This window comes from Listeria costaricensis (assembly GCF_900183385.1).
In the GTDB taxonomy this organism is placed as follows: Bacteria; Bacillota; Bacilli; order Lactobacillales; family Listeriaceae; genus Listeria; species Listeria costaricensis.
Window position 1 is genome coordinate 93,410 of the sequence record NZ_FXUT01000008.1, and the last position, 16,245, is coordinate 109,654.

The window sequence follows — 16,245 nt, forward strand, 5'->3', positions numbered from 1 at the left end:
GAAGGCAAGTGAAGTCTTATGGATATTTTAATGATAATAATCAAGGCAATTGGCAGTCTCCTCATGCAGCCGACATTTTATATTGCGATGATTCTGGTTGTTGCGGCCGGATTTAACCGTGTTAAATGGGAACGGAAGTCATTTAGTGTGCGGATTTATTCACCGTGGATGGAGTTGAAAAACTTCTTTCGGCTCAGCTTTTGGATCGCTATAACGATTTCGATTGCTACTTTTTTTGCCGGTTTCAGCGTGACGATTGAATGGCTGATTATCTTTAATATTGTGACGATATTATTGTTGCTTGTTTCAATGTTTCGGCTTAGCTCGACTGCTTTTACGATTGGGATATCCAGTCTGATTTTCTACATTTGCTATTATTATGATATTGATTTGACACCTTTTACGGATGCTAATTTTCCGTACGGTGATCTTTATATTGATAACTTTATGATTGCGATGACGTTTGTCTTGGCGGCGCTGCTACTTGTTGAAGGATACTTGATTCAGAATACCAGCGCGAAATGGCCGTCTCCATCTTTACGGAGGACAAAGCGGGGGAAACTTGCTGGTGCTTTCCAACTGCGAAAACTTTGGTTTGTGCCACTGATTGCTTTTATTCCTGGGGATGATATTCAGCGGTTGTTCGACTGGTGGCCGGTCTTTACAATTGGTACGAGCAGCTACTCATTGATCATTTTACCGCTGATTGTTGGTTTCCAGCAGCAGGTGCAGGGGCATTTGCCGACTGAAATTAGTAAGAAAATCTCCATGCAGGTGACGACTTTGGCTGTTATTATTGGGGTGACGGGCGTTTTGAGTATTATGATGCCGACGCTGACACTCTTTGCCTTTGTCTTGGCGATTATTGCCCGCATTTGGATCAGCTACCGCTATTATCGGGCGGATAAGCTGGCGCCAAAGGCTTACTTGCCGCAATCAGATGGCTTGGTGGTGCTGGGGGCACGTGAAAATACAGCGTCCGCACGTCTCAATTTGACAGCCGGGGAGAAAATTGTTGAAATTAATGGGGTGAAGGTCAACTCACGGGAAACCATGTATGAAGCGCTCAATGTCAATCGTGCTTTCTGTAAAATGAAAGTGGTCGATCAAGCAGGGGAGCCGCGCTTTGAACAAACGGCGCTTTATGAGGATGATTCATTTGAGCTTGGTCTGTTGTTTGTAGAGCCGCGGACATAATGAGCCCTTTTTTATCTAATGGAACAGAATCAACTGGACGTTTCGTTTAGCTGTTGATTCTGTTTTTTTGTGGAGCAAGCTCGATCCATTTAAAAGTGTTAAGCTTCTGTAAAGTTCTCTTTAATTGTATGGCTTTTCTACCCGAGAAAAGTAAATTCATGCTATATTTAATGTAATCAGTGTTAAAAATTAGAAAAGACCGGCAGAAAAAAGGGTCTGAAGGAGAGAAAAAACGTGGGAAAAATTTTAGTTGTAGATGATGAAAGCTCCATCGTGACGTTGCTTCAGTTCAATATTGAAAAAGCAGGTTATGATGTAATTACAGCTGAAGACGGCGAAGAGGGCTATAAACTAGCGCTTTCTGAACAGCCGGATTTGATCGTTTTAGATTTGATGCTGCCGAAAATGGATGGAATCGAAGTGACCAAAAAACTTCGTCAAAATAAAATAGATATTCCGATTTTGATGCTGACGGCAAAAGATGAGGAATTGGATAAAATTATTGGTTTGGAGCTTGGGGCAGATGATTATTTGACGAAACCGTTCAGTCCACGGGAAGTTGTGGCGCGTATCAAGGCGATTTTACGGCGGGCGGAAGGGAAACGTGAACCAGCCCAAGTTGAGGAGACGGAGGAAGTCAAACAGGTTGTAATCGGTGAATTGACCATCTATCCGGACAGCTATGAGGTTTATTTGCGTGAGGAGCTGCTTGATTTGACGCCGAAAGAGTTTGAGCTGCTGCTTTATTTGGCCAATCATCGTGGAAAGGTATTTTCGCGGGATCAGCTACTTGATGCGGTTTGGAACTATGAATATATTGGCGAGACGAGAATCGTGGATGTGCATGTCAGTCATTTGCGGGACAAAATTGAGCTAGATACCAAGCAACCGAAATACATTAAAACGATCCGCGGCTTCGGCTATAAGATGGAAAATGTGAAGGCGAACGGATGAAAAAGCTATGGTTGAAAATCGGGCTGTCGTTCGTCATCTTGTTTTTTGTGACAATGGGCGTTGTGGGGGTTCTTTCTGGTGAGCTGATGAAGTCAACCTATCTTACTATGAAGGAGAATCAGCTGGAAGACGACGCGAAAATTTTGCTGCGAACAACGGATATTGAGCATCTTGATTTAGATACACAAGCCGATCAAATTCAGGCAAGGCTTGCACCGCTGACAGAAGATATTGATATTCGGATTACGGTGATCGATCAAGATGGGAAAGTTGTGGCGGATACGAAGGAAGATCCGGCGACAATGGAGAATCACCTGAATCGTCCGGAAGTTCAGGATGTGCTTGTAAAAGGGGAGAGTGTCGGCAGTGCCATTCGCAAAAGTGAGTCGGTTGGTTACAGCATGCTGTATGTGGCTGTTCCAATCAAGCAGGATGGGCAGACGGATGGGGTTCTGCGAGTTTCGATTTCTCTTGAGTCGGTTGAAAAGGCCGTGCAGCAATTGTGGTGGAGTCTATTTGCCATTTTTGGTGTAGCGTTGCTGATTATTGCGGCGATTAGTATTATTATTGCAAGGCGGATTACGCGGCCGGTCAAGGAAATCATTGATGTGTCGACGGATTTGGCCAACTATAAATATGACAGTCGGATTCATGGGAAGTCGAGCGGTGAACTGGCCGACCTGTCGATCAGTGTCAACAAGTTGGCGGAAAGCTTGGAAACCCAGATGCATGAGATTCGTGAAAATTCGCAGCGACTTTCTGTGATTGTTCAAAATTTGGTCAGCGGTGTCATGTTGATCAATAATGAAAAAGAAGTCGTCATGACGAATAAAACGATGTATCAGCTGCTAGGCGAAACGGATATTACGGGCAAACCGTTTTATGAATCCTTGAAAAGCTTTGCCTTGAATCAGCTGGTTGAAAAAACACTGGAATCGAAGAGGATGCAACAGGAAGAAGTGACGCTATATTTCCCGCGGGAGATGATTTTGGATGCCAGCGTGTCACCGATTTTAAATGAAGAGGGCGAGATCAGCGGCATCATCTTGCTTTTGCATGATATTACGCAAATTCGCCATTTGGAGCAGGTGCGTTCAGAATTTGTCGCCAATGTGTCGCATGAGTTGAAAACGCCGGTCACTGCACTAAAAGGCTTTGCTGAGACCTTGCTGGACGGTGCGATGTATGATGAAGCACTGCTCAAACAATTCTTGCATATTATCAAGGATGAAAGTGATCGACTGCATCGCTTGATTTTGGATATTCTGGCACTTTCTCGCATTGAGCAGAAATCGCTGCCGACAATGAAAGAAGAAATCGAAGTGGGGCAAGTGATCGAGCAGTCCGTCAAAACTGTGCGTGCACTGGCGGCAGAAAAAGGCATTCAGGTGGAAGTCATGGGAGCGGATCATCCGGTTGTCATTGAAACGGATCGGGACCGCTTGCAGCAAATTCTGATCAACCTCTTGTCGAACGCGATCGCCTATACGCCAAAACAGGGCAGAGTCCAAGTGATTGCAGAGGAAACGGACGATCAAGTATGCTTAACGGTACAGGATAATGGGATTGGTATTCCAGCAAAAGATCTGGACCGGATTTTTGAACGATTTTACCGGGTCGATAAGGCACGAAGCAGGCATTCGGGGGGCACTGGACTGGGGCTTTCTATCGTGAAGCATTTAGTCGAAAGTGCTGGCGGCTCTATCAGTGTGGAAAGCGTGGAAGAGCAGGGCTCCAGTTTCCATGTTTATCTACCGAAAAAATAATCTTTACAGAAAACAGGTTTATCTTTAAAAGATAAGCCTGTTTTTTTATGATTTAGAACAGAAATGCAGATAATCGTTATTAAAATGCCATCATTTTACAAAAAAATTTACAATTTACATAAAAAAGCAGAGCCTTTACAAGATCTTTACAATCCCTACATAACAGCTTAAACGTTGGCGGTTATAGTTAGAACTGTAAGAGATAACCATTATAAAAAACAAGGGTGGGTAACGAAATATGAAGAAGAAGTTATTAGGAATCATTGCAGTACTTTCAGCGCTACTTTTAGTGGCAGCAGGTTGCGGCAGTGGCAGTTCATCTAGTGATAAAGCAAATGGGTCATCAAAAGAAGTATCTGGATCGATTACGGCGGTTGGCTCTACAGCACTTCAACCACTTGTTGAAGCAGCAGGCAAACAGTTCCAAACAGAGAATCCAAAAGCGCAAATTAATGTGCAAGGCGGCGGTTCCGGTACAGGTCTGACACAGGTTGGTGCAGGTTCTGTTGATATCGGGAACTCAGATGTATTTGCTGAAGAAAAAGATGGCGTGGATGCTTCAAAACTTGTGGACCATAAAGTCGCAGTTGTCGGCATGGCTCCTGTAACAAATAAAGATGTTGGCGTGAAAAACTTGAGCCAAGATCAACTGATCGACATTTTCACAGGAAAAATCACTAACTGGAAAGATGTTGGCGGTAAAGATGAAAAAATTACGGTTATCAACCGTGCAGAAGGAAGCGGCACACGTGCTACTTTTGAAAAATGGGGCTTGAATGGTGCGACACCAATTAAAGCACAGGAACAAGATTCTTCCGGTACGGTTCGTAAAATCGTCAGTGAAACGCCTGGAGCAATCAGCTATCTAGCATTCTCCTACATTGATGATTCCATTCAAGGACTATCCGTTGATAATGTTGAACCAACTGAAAAGAACGTTGCAACAAATGATTGGAAAATCTGGTCTTACGAGCACATGTATACAAATGGAAAACCGGACGGCGTTACGAAAGCGTTCCTTGAATACATGACAAGTGAAGATGTTCAGAAAAATGTTGTTCCTGAACTGGGCTATCAAGCAATCACGGATATGAAAGTTGAACGTGACGCTGATGGAAACGTGAAGGACGTCAAATAAAGCAAACTAAAAGAGATAAGAAATACAGGGACGTCTACCTTGGCTGATCAGGGTAGACGCGCCCTCGTTTGTAGGGAAGGAGAATGACTCGTGGAAGGTATCAAAGAAAGCAAACTTACCCAGACTTCCAAAAAGGCAAGACTCGAAACAAGAGGGAAAATTATCACCTTTATTTGTATTGCTGTGATGGTGCTTGCGGCAGTTTCAATTTTATATTTCGTTATCTCAAAGGGCTTAGCCACCTTTTTTGTCAATAAAGTATCATTTATCGATTTTATTACCGGGACGGACTGGAATCCGACTAAAACTGGCGCAAATGGCGAACCGCTTGTAGGGGCGCTGCCGATGATTATAGGTTCCTTTGCCGTCACGCTTTTAGCTGCGTGTATCGCTGGTCCGCTGGCGATTGGTGCCGCTATTTTTATGGTGGAAATCTCGCCTCGTTTTGGTAAACGGATTTTGCAGCCGGTTATGGAGCTCTTAGTTGGGATTCCATCAGTCGTTTATGGATTTATTGGGCTGAGTGTTGTTGTGCCGTTTATACGAGAGCATGTTTCGGGAAGTGGCTTCGGGATTGCCGCGGCCACGGTTGTTTTAACGGTGATGATTCTGCCAACTGTCACTTCTCTAAGTGTCGATGCGATTTCGGCGGTTCCTCGGCACTACCGGGAAGGATCACTTGCGCTGGGGGCTACTCGCTGGCAGACAATTTGGCGGGTTGTGCTTCGCTCGGCGCGGCCGGGAATTTTGACGGCGATTGTTTTCGGGATGGCGCGTGCCTTCGGGGAAGCTCTTGCTGTACAAATGGTCATCGGGAATTCAGCAGTGATTCCGACTTCACTCTTTGAACCTGCATCCACGCTTACGAGTATTTTGACGATGGGCATGGGTAACACGGTCATGGGAACGCTCGACAACAATGTATTATGGTCGCTGGCAATGGTTCTTCTGGCGATGTCACTCTTTTTCATCATTATTATCCGCTTCATCGGTCGTAGGAGGAAAGTGAAATGAATGTAAAGACAAAGGATAAAATAGCAACAGGCGTTTTTTATGCCATCGCCGCATTTATCGTTCTCATTCTGGCCGGACTGCTGGGCTATATTCTTGTCAGAGGTGTCCCGCAGATCAGCTGGCATTTTCTGACGGCACCACCTGAATCGTTTAAAGCGGGTGGCGGGATTGGTCCAGAGCTTTGGAACTCTTTTTATATGCTGATTATTACAATGGTGATTTCTGTTCCGATTTCACTCGGCGCGGGAATCTACATGGCAGAATATGCACGGAAAAACTGGCTGACGGACTTGATTCGCACGACGATCGAAGTGCTCAGCTCCTTGCCATCTATCGTTGTTGGTTTGTTCGGCTTTCTGGTATTCGTTATCCAAATGGGCTGGAGCTTCTCGGTACTTTCGGGGGCACTGACGCTGACGATCTTTAACTTGCCGCTGCTTATTCGCGTGGTAGAAGAGGCGCTGACGGCAATTCCAAAAACACAACGGGAGGCTGGGCTGGCACTCGGGATTACACGTTGGGAAACCATTACGCGCGTTTTGATTCCAGCAGCTTTACCAGCAATCGTAACGGGTGTTATTTTAGCGGCAGGTCGGGTCTTTGGTGAAGCGGCTGCCCTGATTTACACGGCGGGACAAAGTACGCCTGTTTTAGACTTTACCAACTGGAATCCAGCTAATCCGGCTTCTCCGCTCAACATTTTCCGACCGGCCGAAACTTTGGCGGTGCATATTTGGAAAATTAATGGGGAAGGAATCGTACCGGATGCACAGGCGATTTCTGATGGTGCTTCGGCAGTACTGATCCTCTCCGTCTTATTGTTCAACATTTTAGCTCGTCTGTTAGGTAAATATGTCTTTAAGAAAATGACATCCTCTTAATCGGATAAAAAGGAGTTTTTGATATGATGATTACAAAACAAGTTCCGATCAAAGCACTTGATCTTGATTCGCCGATTCATGTGACAACGCCAGCAGCAGAACTTCCAGCTGCAATGGCCACCAATGATCTGCATGTTTATTACGGGGACAATCACGCGATCAAAGGGGTTGATCTTGTTTTTCCTGAAAATCAGGTTACAGCCCTTATTGGTCCATCTGGTTGCGGGAAGTCGACTTACTTGCGGGCGCTTAACCGAATGAATGATGAAATTGAGGGCTGTCGCATGGAAGGCGAAATTCTCTACGGTGGTGTGAATATCAACCGGAAAGAAGTAGATCTTTACAATGTGCGACAAGAGATTGGCATGGTTTTCCAAAAGCCGAATCCATTTACAAAATCTATTTATGAAAATATTGCCTTTGGTTTAAAAAGACACGGGCTGAAAAATAAAAAAGAATTGATGGAGCGAGTTGAGAAGAGTCTGCGTGGTGCGGCGCTTTGGGATGAAGTGAAAGATGACCTGGGCAAAAGTGCACTATCGCTTTCTGGCGGTCAACAGCAACGTTTATGTATTGCGCGTGCGATTGCCATGCAGCCAAAAGTCCTTCTGCTGGATGAACCGGCTTCAGCACTCGACCCGATTTCAACAAGTAAAATTGAAGATTTGATCAATGAGTTGAAAAAGAAATATACGATTGTGATTGTGACGCATAATATGCAGCAGGCCGCGCGTGTTTCGGATTATACGGCATTCTTCTATATGGGGGAAGTTGTAGAGACGAAAGAAACGACGGAATTGTTTACCAATCCGACTGAAAAACGGACGGAAGATTATATTTCCGGAAATTTTGGTTAAGAAAGGAGCGCTTCAAACATGTTGACGGCAGAAAAAACAGATTTTTTAATTGAAACAAAGGACGTAGATTTATTTTATGGAGAGAAGCAGGCGCTCAAAAAAATCAATTTGTCGATCAAAAAGAATCGGGTTACGGCGTTGATTGGTCCCTCTGGCTGCGGGAAATCGACTTTTCTGCGGACGCTGAATCGGATGAATGATTTGATTCCGGGTGTCGCAACGAATGGGTCGATCCGAATTGCGGAGGAAGAAGTGACAGATCCGAAAATCGACATGGTAAATTTGCGGAAAAAAGTCGGCATGGTTTTCCAGCAGGCGAATCCATTTCCGTTTTCGATTTATGATAATGTGGCTTATGGACCGCGGATGCACGGTGTGAAGGATAAGAAGAAATTGGACGAAATTGTGGAGCGCAGTTTGCGGCAGGCGGCGCTTTGGGATGAGGTGCATGACCGTTTGCACCGTTCGGCACTTGGCATGAGTGGTGGTCAGCAGCAGCGGCTCTGTATTGCCCGTGTTTTGGCGGTCAAACCGGAAGTGATTTTGATGGACGAACCGACGTCGGCACTCGATCCTATTTCCACATCAAAAGTGGAAGAATTGATTTTAGAGTTGAAAAAGGATTATACGATTGTCATTGTGACGCACAATATGCAGCAGGCATCCCGGATTTCAGATGAGACGGCTTTTTTCCTAAACGGAGAAGTGATTGAATTTGATGAGACGGCAACAATTTTCACGAATCCATCGAAGCAGCAGACAGAAGATTATATCTCAGGAAGATTTGGTTAAGGAGGAACTAGAATGGTCGTTCGCAAGCTATTTACAGAACAATTGAATGATTTGCATCAACACCTGCTTGAGATGGGTGTTTTAGCTAATGAAGCTATCGTAAAAGCAGTAAAATCTTTGGTGGAACGTGACGAAGCGTTGGCCAAACGTGTGATCAGTGAGGATAAAGCGATCAATAATATGGAATTGTCACTTGAACAGCGCTCGTTTGAACTGATTGCACTTCAACAGCCGGTTGGCGCAGATTTGCGTAAAATCGTCACAGTGATGAAGGCTAGTTCAGATTTGGAACGTATCGGGGATCATGCGGTTAGTATTGCCAAAACAACGGTCATTTTAGGCGAGAGTAAAGTGGTGCGACCGATTCCTGAGATTCCCGAAATGGGTGCGATCGTTAAGAAAATGCTGCATGACGTTCTAAATGCCTATCTGGCGGAAGATGCAGATTTCGCAAGGGAAATTGCGGCTCGAGACAATAAGGTGGATCATTTGCACCGGGTGGTTTATCAGAAGTGCATCAGCTTTATGCAGGAAGATCCGGAGCATTTGGAAGATATTTCACACCTTCTACTGGTTGCGCAATATTTAGAACGAATTGGTGATTATATTACGAACGTGTCTGAGTGGATTGTCTATTTGAAGAGCGGGGAAATTGAAGAATTGAATCAGTGAGTCGGAAAATCCTTTTGCAAACGATGAGCAAAGGGATTTTTTTGTTGGTATAATGGCGGTAAGAAAAGGAGGGGGAAAGATGACAGAATTGCCGAATATTGGGAGACCGGCTAAGCAGGCTTTGGCAAGTGTGCAAATTCATACATTGGAGGATGTCGCTAGGCAAAGTCAAGCAAATCTTGGCAAGCTTCATGGTGTCGGACCGAAAGCGCTTCGACTATTGGAAACGGCTTTGCTCGAACAAGGGCTTCAATTTGCCGAGCAGATGGATTTTATTGTTGTGGCGCCGCGGGACTGTGAGAATGCGCCGAAAAAAGGTATCATGCGTGATTATCTGATTGCGTCTGGAGCGGTTGACAGAAAGCGGCTAACTGAACTTTTAACAGCTGATTTTATTTGGAGAGTGCCGGGTGAATTTGAAATGGCTGGACGAGAGCGTTTTATAGAAGAGTTGGAGCGGAATAAAGAAACGGTTTCTTCGTTAGTGATTGACTCGATCGTGAGCCATGGAAAAGAAGGCGTAGCGCACGGGACGATGACAACGACTCAGGGAATGCACGTTTACTTTGCGGATTTCTTCCGTTTTGAAAATCACAAGAAAGAGGCGCGCATTCAGTCTATCACCTCCTATGTCTTGATTCAGTCGTAATTTCGGCAAAAATAGTTGCGGGAAGAGGTGATTTCGCGCTATCATTGAAATATGACCCAAGTGATGGAGTGAAAATAATGGAGAAAAGTAAAAGTTTATTGGATGAAGAAACGCTTTTTAATGTGACACAGGTTTTTAAAGCATTGTCAGACCCAACACGTGTGCAGATCCTCAATCTTTTACAAGACCGGGAATATTCCGTGAATGAAATCGCACGAACACTCTCGTTTAATCAGACGACCGTCTCGCATCAGTTGCGTTTTCTGAAAAATTTGCGGCTGGTCAAGTCTCGTCGTGAAGGCACGTCTATTTTTTACACGCAGGATGATAATCACGTGTTAGAGCTGCTGTCTCAAGCTGTTCGTCATGTGCAGCATCATTAATAAAAAAGGACTATCTTGCCGTTATGCTGGAGATGTCCTTTTTATGAAAATTATATATGCTTATATGTGCATGTTTCTAAAATAAATGCTTGAAGAATGGTCGGAATGGCGTTATACTATATATGCATAGTTGTTCATATATTGATATTAAAATACATAGATAATGTAAGAAAGGATGAGAAAGATGGCTGAGAGTGGGACAATCCAAAAAGAATACGTGCTGAACGGACTTGACTGTGCGAATTGCGCGATGAAAGTCGAACGAGGCGTGGCGCAGCTTAAAGGCGTAAAAGGCTGTACGGTAAACTTTGCCACGACGACGATGATTGCAGAAATTGATCAACAAGAAGAAGCTAATGTTGAAAAGGCAATTCGAGCTAAAGTGAAACAATTGGAGCCAGAAATCGACCTGACGGATAAGGCAAGTAACGTGGCAGCAGCTGGCGGCCATGAACACGACCGGCAGTCGGGGGGCATCCAAGTATTGCTGTTACGGCTGGCGGTCAGTGCGGTTCTCTTTGCGGTGGGGAGCTTGGCACCGCTCGATGACAGCTGGACAGTGCTTGTGTTTCTGGCGGCGTATCTGCTGATCGGTGGGGATGTGTTGCTGCGGGCAGGTCGGAATATTATCCGTGGACAGGTCTTTGATGAAAACTTTCTGATGGCGCTCGCCACGATTGGTGCGTTTCTGATCGGTCAATATCCGGAGGGCGTGGCAGTCATGCTGTTTTATCAAATCGGGGAGCTGTTTCAAACGCTGGCTGTCAATCGGTCGCGGAAGTCGATCAGTGCGCTGATGGACATTCGGCCGGATTATGCCAACTTGAAAACGGATGGGCAGGTTGTCCGTGTTGCACCGGAGCAGGTGACTGTTGGGGCTCTGATTCTTGTGAAACCGGGCGAAAAGGTGCCGCTTGATGGGGAAGTCGAAAGCGGACATTCCATGGTCGATACGTCGGCGCTTACTGGCGAGTCGGTTCCTCGGAGTGTCAAACCCGGCAGCGAGGTGCTGAGCGGTTCCATCAATGCGAGCGGGCTTCTGACAGTGCGCGTCAAAAAGGCATTCAGTGAGTCGACCGTTTCAAAAATTCTCGACTTGGTGGAAAATGCGAGCAACCGCAAAGCGCCGACTGAAAATTTCATCACCAAATTTGCGCGCTATTATACGCCAGCAGTCGTCATCGTGGCGGCCCTACTGGCACTGGTTCCACCGCTTGTCGTACCGGGGGCAGCATTGTCCGACTGGGTCTACCGGGCGCTCGTCTTTCTGGTCATTTCTTGTCCTTGTGCCCTTGTTGTCTCGATTCCATTGGGCTTTTTTGGCGGGATTGGTGCCGCTGGTCGAAAAGGTATTCTAATCAAAGGCAGCAACTATTTGGAAGCATTGAATGATGTTCGTTTTGTTGTTTTTGACAAGACGGGAACGCTGACAAAAGGCGTTTTTGAAGTCACGCAAATCATGCCGCAAAATGGTTTTACTCGCGAGGAGGTGCTGAAAACAGCTGCCATTGCCGAGGCGCACTCGAATCACCCGATTGCACAGTCCATCAAGAAGGCCTATCAGCAGGACGTTTCAACGGAGGATGTTTCAAACTATGCCGAAGTCGCAGGCCATGGCGTGAAAGGATCGACTGGCGGTCAATCGTTTTTGGTAGGCAATGCACAACTTTTAAAAAAAGAAGGGGTTGCATTTGAAACGGTTCAAGCAGCAGGCACGATCGTTTATGTGGCGATTGACGGTGTTTTCGCGGGGACGATCACGATTGCGGATGAAGTGAAAACAGACAGTCGCCAAGCAATCACGGATTTGAAAGCGCAGGGTATCCGCCAAACGGTCATGCTGACGGGGGATAACGCCAGAGTCGGGCAGGCGGTGGCCCAAGAATTAGGGGTGGATGCCGTCTACAGCGAGCTTTTACCACAGGATAAGGTGGCCCAAATTGAGCAGCTGATTGAAGCAAAGGATGCACGCGAAAAGGTGGCCTTTGTGGGAGACGGCATCAATGACACGCCGGTACTAGCCCGTGCAGATGTCGGGATTGCCATGGGCGGACTTGGATCAGATGCAGCCATTGAGTCCGCCGATATTGTAATCATGACTGACGAGCCGTCCAAAATCACAACCGCCATCCAAATCGCCAAACGCACGCGGAAGATTGTCTGGCAGAATATTATTTTTGCACTTGCGGTCAAGGCGTTCTTCCTCATTCTTGGTGCGGCAGGAATCGCAACGATGTGGGAAGCCGTGTTTTCAGATGTCGGCGTAACGCTGCTTGCCGTACTGAACGCCACTCGCGTACTAAATGTCAGAAAAATAAGCTGAGCAGAATGTCGATCTTGTGAAAAGGTCGGCATTTTTCTGAAGAGCTGGAAATAGGCGTGCTGAGCCGTTTTTATTTTGTCAAAGTGCTTCTTTATGGTAAAGTAATTACAAATCAAATGTTGGAGGAAAATCATGAAAATGTCGTTTTCACAAAAATTGGCGATCATCACGGGGATCATTTTAATGGTTGCGATTGCTGTTCTGGGTGTGATTTTCAATAAAAATCTGGGAATTATCATTGCTTTGTCGGTGCTTCAATTTGTGTTGATTCAGGCAATCTGTTACATTGGGATCTATTCAAAAATGAAAGTTGGTACCGCACGGGGGCGCAAGCTATTTACATGGGGAATGGTAACCACACTGATTTTTTCAGGCATCATTATTTTGTTTGCCGCTGATAATTTCAGAACCTACGCACCTGCAATCATTGCGTTACTGGGTTATGCTTCTGCACTGATTATGCGCGAAGTGGAAAACACCAATCCGGCGAATAAGAAAGAGCAACGTCAGGAAAAATAAATCGAAAGGAATGAATGGCCATGGGAATCCATCAATATTTTCAGAGTTTATCCGATTTGGAGAATATCTATCGCTGTCCGGGAAAATTCAAATATCAGGAGCATTCTGTCGCCGAACATTCTTTCAAAGTGACAAATATCGCACAGTTTTTTGGTAATGTGGAAGAACAGGCCGGTAATGTCGTCAATTGGCGGACTCTTTATGAGAAGGCGCTGAATCACGATTATTCGGAGCTTTTCATCGGGGATATCAAAACACCTGTGAAATATGCGACGGCGGAACTGCGGGAAATGCTGTCAGAAGTGGAAGAAAGCATGACGCAAAACTTTATTCAGCGGGAAATTCCGGAAGAGTTTCAGCCTATTTATCGGCACCTGTTGAAAGAAGGAAAAGATACGACGCTTGAAGGCAAGATTCTGGCTATTTCTGATAAAGTGGACCTCTTATATGAGTCATTTGGCGAAATCCAAAAAGGCAATCCGGAAAGTCTATTTGTTGAAATTTACCGAGAAGCGCTAGAGACGATTTGCCAGTATCGGGAAATGGCAAGCGTCGACTACTTTATGAAAGAAATCTTACCAGAAATGCTGGCTGGAAAAGGAATTGCAAAAACGGAATTGCCAGAGCTGACACGATCCATCTTGGCGGAAGCTTAAAGGAGTAAAATCTTAAAGGGGAAGTGGAGCCGGTGGATCAAATCTTATCCGCACTTATTTTTCCAGCGCTGTTAGTTATGCTGTTTGCGCGCATCACCTACAATCGCTATGTCGCACTGGCTTTGATGGTGATTTTAATTGCGGCAAGCGCAAAATTAGGATATACACATACTTGGCCAGTCATCATTGCAGACGCCATTTCCATGGTTGTCGGTTTTGTCCTCGCAAAGAAAATGCTTGTGAAGCGGCGGGACAAGGATACTGACTGGTGAAATAGCTTTAGAGAGAGAAAACGTAACGGCTGTTTGTTGCGTTTTTTTCTATGGAACGACGGAAAAGCGAAAATACGTTCGCTTTTTGCTAGGAGATTCATAAGAAATATGATAAAATAGAAGAGCTACGGATGAAAGAAATCCGGTTTTTATATAGAAGAAATTCACTAAAATAATGGGGGAATGACCGTTGAAGGACCAGTTTGAATTAGTTTCTGAATATCAGCCGTCTGGAGATCAGCCGCGTGCGATCGAACAGCTGGTTGCGGGTCTCCAAAAGGGGCAAAAGCATCAGACGCTTCTAGGAGCTACCGGTACAGGGAAGACATTTACGGTCTCCAATGTCATCCAGCAAATCAATAAACCAACGCTGATCATGGCGCATAATAAAACCTTAGCAGGACAACTATATAGCGAATTTAAAGAATTTTTCCCGAACAATGCTGTCGAGTATTTTGTCAGCTATTACGATTATTATCAACCAGAAGCCTACGTGCCGCAGACGGATACCTTTATTGAGAAGGATGCCAGCATCAATGATGAAATTGACAAGCTGCGTCACTCAGCCACGGCTTCCTTGTTTGAACGGCGAGATGTGATCATCATTGCCAGTGTCTCCTGCATCTATGGTCTCGGTTCGCCGGAAGAATACGGGCATATGCTTGTGTCTCTCCGAACGGGGATGGAACTTGGACGCGATGAACTGCTTCGTCGCCTAGTGGATATTCAATATGATCGCAATGATATCGACTTTCAACGCGGCCGTTTTCGTGTTCGCGGCGATGTTGTGGAGATTTTCCCAGCCTCGCGTGATGAGCACTGTATTCGTGTCGAATTTTTCGGTGATGAAATTGAACGAATCCGAGAAGTGGATGCTTTAACCGGCGAGATTCTGGGAGATCGCGAGCATGTATCGATTTTCCCGGCATCGCACTTTGTAACTCGACCGGATATTTTGAAAAAAGCGATTGTCAATATCAAAGCTGAGCTGGCAGAACGACTAAAAGTTCTGCGGGCGGACAATAAATTATTAGAAGCACAGCGTCTTGAGCAGCGGACGAATTACGATATCGAAATGATGGAGGAAATGGGCTACTGTTCAGGTATTGAGAACTATTCGCGTCATTTGGCTTTACGTGAACCGGGTTCCACGCCTTACACACTGCTTGATTACTTCCCAGATGACTTCCAAATCGTTATTGATGAGTCCCACGTGACGATGCCTCAGATTCGGGGCATGTACAATGGTGACCAAGCACGGAAGCAAGTGCTGGTGGATCATGGGTTCAGATTGCCTTCAGCCCTTGATAACCGACCATTAAGACTGGAAGAATTTGAAAAACATATCAATCAAATCACGTTTATTTCCGCAACACCAGGTCCTTATGAGCTGGAAAAAAATCCAAACGTAATCGAGCAGATCATTCGGCCAACCGGCTTGCTTGATCCACTTGTGGAAATTCGACCAATCAAGGGACAAATTGATGATCTGATGGATGAAATCAACGAGCGTGTGGAAAAAGATGAACGCGTGCTGATCACCACATTGACGAAGAAAATGTCGGAAGATCTGACGGATTATCTGAAAGAAGCGGGCATCAAGGTGCAGTATCTGCATTCAGAAGTCAAAACACTGGAACGGATTGAGATCATTCGCGACTTGCGACTGGGCGTATTTGATGTTCTGGTCGGTATCAACTTGCTGCGTGAAGGGATTGACTTGCCGGAAGTATCACTCGTAGCCATTTTGGATGCTGATAAAGAAGGATTCCTGCGTTCAGAACGTTCGCTAATTCAAACAATGGGACGGGCAGCGCGTAATGAAAACGGACGCGTCATTATGTATGCAGACCATATCACAGATTCCATGCGCAAATCGATTGATGAAACCGAGCGGCGGCGCGAGATTCAAGAGGCTTACAACAAAGAACACGGCATCACACCGAAAACGATCCGCAAAGAGATCCGCGGTGTTATTGCGGCTACAAGTGCGGCGCCTGACGAGCAGGATGAAAAGCTGCGCGATTTGAGCAAGCTATCCAAGCAGGAACGCCTTGTATTGATCGAGGAGATGGAACAGGAAATGAAAGAAGCGGCCAAGGCACTCGATTTCGAACGTGCGGCCGAGTTGCGTGATGCGCTCTTAGAACTGAAAGCGGAAGGATGAAAGCA

The 16,245-nt window shown here is 45.6% G+C and carries 16 protein-coding genes; all 16 read left to right on the forward strand.

Features of this window, described 5'->3' with window-relative positions; all coding sequences use genetic code 11:
• Nucleotides 1-18: 18 nt before the first annotated feature.
• The 16 genes from CS921_RS07715 (at nt 19) to uvrB (ending at nt 16,240) form a co-directional block, all read left to right on the forward strand.
• Nucleotides 19-1,197, forward strand: coding sequence for a PDZ domain-containing protein (locus CS921_RS07715; RefSeq protein ID WP_099222627.1), 1,179 nt, complete (start codon nt 19-21; stop codon nt 1,195-1,197).
• Between the two features lie 234 nt (nt 1,198-1,431).
• Complete coding sequence (locus tag CS921_RS07720) at nt 1,432-2,151, forward strand: response regulator transcription factor (protein WP_099222629.1); 720 nt, start codon at nt 1,432-1,434, stop codon at nt 2,149-2,151.
• Nucleotides 2,148-3,917 carry a two-component system histidine kinase PnpS gene (pnpS, locus tag CS921_RS07725; RefSeq protein WP_099222631.1) on the forward strand — a complete coding sequence of 590 codons (1,770 nt, stop codon included), beginning with the start codon at nt 2,148-2,150 and terminating at the stop codon, nt 3,915-3,917. Before CS921_RS07720 ends, pnpS begins: the two co-directional genes overlap by 4 nt.
• Nucleotides 3,918-4,155: 238 nt before the next feature.
• Complete coding sequence (locus tag CS921_RS07730; RefSeq protein ID WP_099222633.1) at nt 4,156-5,055, forward strand: phosphate ABC transporter substrate-binding protein; 900 nt, start codon at nt 4,156-4,158, stop codon at nt 5,053-5,055.
• Nucleotides 5,056-5,145: 90 nt separating this feature from the next.
• A complete protein-coding gene (gene pstC / locus CS921_RS07735) occupies nt 5,146-6,069 on the forward strand; it encodes a phosphate ABC transporter permease subunit PstC (protein WP_099222635.1) in 924 nt (307 codons plus the stop codon).
• Entirely contained in the window at nt 6,066-6,950 is an 885-nt protein-coding gene (pstA, locus tag CS921_RS07740) for a phosphate ABC transporter permease PstA (RefSeq protein ID WP_099222637.1), read from the forward strand. The genes pstC and pstA overlap by 4 nt, the downstream gene beginning before the upstream one ends.
• A gap of 26 nt (nt 6,951-6,976) precedes the next feature.
• A complete protein-coding gene (gene pstB, locus CS921_RS07745) occupies nt 6,977-7,807 on the forward strand; it encodes a phosphate ABC transporter ATP-binding protein PstB (protein ID WP_420843748.1) in 831 nt (276 codons plus the stop codon).
• An 18-nt stretch (nt 7,808-7,825) separates the two neighbouring features.
• Complete coding sequence (pstB, locus tag CS921_RS07750) at nt 7,826-8,599, forward strand: phosphate ABC transporter ATP-binding protein PstB (protein ID WP_099222639.1); 774 nt, start codon at nt 7,826-7,828, stop codon at nt 8,597-8,599.
• A 12-nt stretch (nt 8,600-8,611) separates the two neighbouring features.
• The gene (phoU, locus tag CS921_RS07755) at nt 8,612-9,271 is read left to right on the forward strand and encodes a phosphate signaling complex protein PhoU (protein WP_099222641.1); all 660 of its coding nucleotides are present in this window, start codon (nt 8,612-8,614) and stop codon (nt 9,269-9,271) included.
• Between the two features lie 79 nt (nt 9,272-9,350).
• Nucleotides 9,351-9,920, forward strand: coding sequence for a nuclear transport factor 2 family protein (locus CS921_RS07760; protein ID WP_099222643.1), 570 nt, complete (start codon nt 9,351-9,353; stop codon nt 9,918-9,920).
• 77 nt (nt 9,921-9,997) lie between these two features.
• A complete protein-coding gene (locus tag CS921_RS07765; RefSeq protein ID WP_099222644.1) occupies nt 9,998-10,303 on the forward strand; it encodes an ArsR/SmtB family transcription factor in 306 nt (101 codons plus the stop codon).
• Nucleotides 10,304-10,478: 175 nt separating this feature from the next.
• The gene (locus CS921_RS07770; protein WP_420843747.1) at nt 10,479-12,626 is read left to right on the forward strand and encodes a heavy metal translocating P-type ATPase; all 2,148 of its coding nucleotides are present in this window, start codon (nt 10,479-10,481) and stop codon (nt 12,624-12,626) included.
• A 129-nt stretch (nt 12,627-12,755) separates the two neighbouring features.
• Nucleotides 12,756-13,145 (forward strand): hypothetical protein, encoded by a 390-nt coding sequence (locus tag CS921_RS07775; protein ID WP_099222648.1) that lies wholly within the window; start codon nt 12,756-12,758, stop codon nt 13,143-13,145.
• Nucleotides 13,146-13,165: 20 nt separating this feature from the next.
• The gene (locus tag CS921_RS07780) at nt 13,166-13,801 is read left to right on the forward strand and encodes an HD domain-containing protein (protein ID WP_099222650.1); all 636 of its coding nucleotides are present in this window, start codon (nt 13,166-13,168) and stop codon (nt 13,799-13,801) included.
• A 32-nt stretch (nt 13,802-13,833) separates the two neighbouring features.
• Nucleotides 13,834-14,073, forward strand: a complete 240-nt coding sequence (locus CS921_RS07785) for a CsbA family protein (RefSeq protein WP_099222832.1) — start codon at nt 13,834-13,836, stop codon at nt 14,071-14,073.
• 190 nt (nt 14,074-14,263) lie between these two features.
• Nucleotides 14,264-16,240, forward strand: coding sequence for an excinuclease ABC subunit UvrB (gene uvrB, locus CS921_RS07790; protein WP_099222652.1), 1,977 nt, complete (start codon nt 14,264-14,266; stop codon nt 16,238-16,240).
• Nucleotides 16,241-16,245 lie beyond the last annotated feature (5 nt).

Excerpts from the sequence above, each read along its gene's own strand:
- CS921_RS07730 (WP_099222633.1), top strand. The coding sequence starts at position 4,156 with ATGAAGAAGAAGTTATTAGGAATCATTGCAGTACTTTCAGCGCTACTT.
- CS921_RS07780 (WP_099222650.1), top strand. The coding sequence starts at position 13,166 with ATGGGAATCCATCAATATTTTCAGAGTTTATCCGATTTGGAGAATATC.
- pstB (WP_099222639.1), top strand. The coding sequence starts at position 7,826 with ATGTTGACGGCAGAAAAAACAGATTTTTTAATTGAAACAAAGGACGTA.
- pstA (WP_099222637.1), top strand. The coding sequence starts at position 6,066 with ATGAATGTAAAGACAAAGGATAAAATAGCAACAGGCGTTTTTTATGCC.
- CS921_RS07715 (WP_099222627.1), top strand. The coding sequence starts at position 19 with ATGGATATTTTAATGATAATAATCAAGGCAATTGGCAGTCTCCTCATG.
- pstB (WP_420843748.1), top strand. The coding sequence starts at position 6,977 with ATGATTACAAAACAAGTTCCGATCAAAGCACTTGATCTTGATTCGCCG.
- CS921_RS07765 (WP_099222644.1), top strand. The coding sequence starts at position 9,998 with ATGGAGAAAAGTAAAAGTTTATTGGATGAAGAAACGCTTTTTAATGTG.
- phoU (WP_099222641.1), top strand. The coding sequence starts at position 8,612 with ATGGTCGTTCGCAAGCTATTTACAGAACAATTGAATGATTTGCATCAA.
- CS921_RS07760 (WP_099222643.1), top strand. The coding sequence starts at position 9,351 with ATGACAGAATTGCCGAATATTGGGAGACCGGCTAAGCAGGCTTTGGCA.
- pnpS (WP_099222631.1), top strand. The coding sequence starts at position 2,148 with ATGAAAAAGCTATGGTTGAAAATCGGGCTGTCGTTCGTCATCTTGTTT.
- CS921_RS07770 (WP_420843747.1), top strand. The coding sequence starts at position 10,479 with ATGAGAAAGATGGCTGAGAGTGGGACAATCCAAAAAGAATACGTGCTG.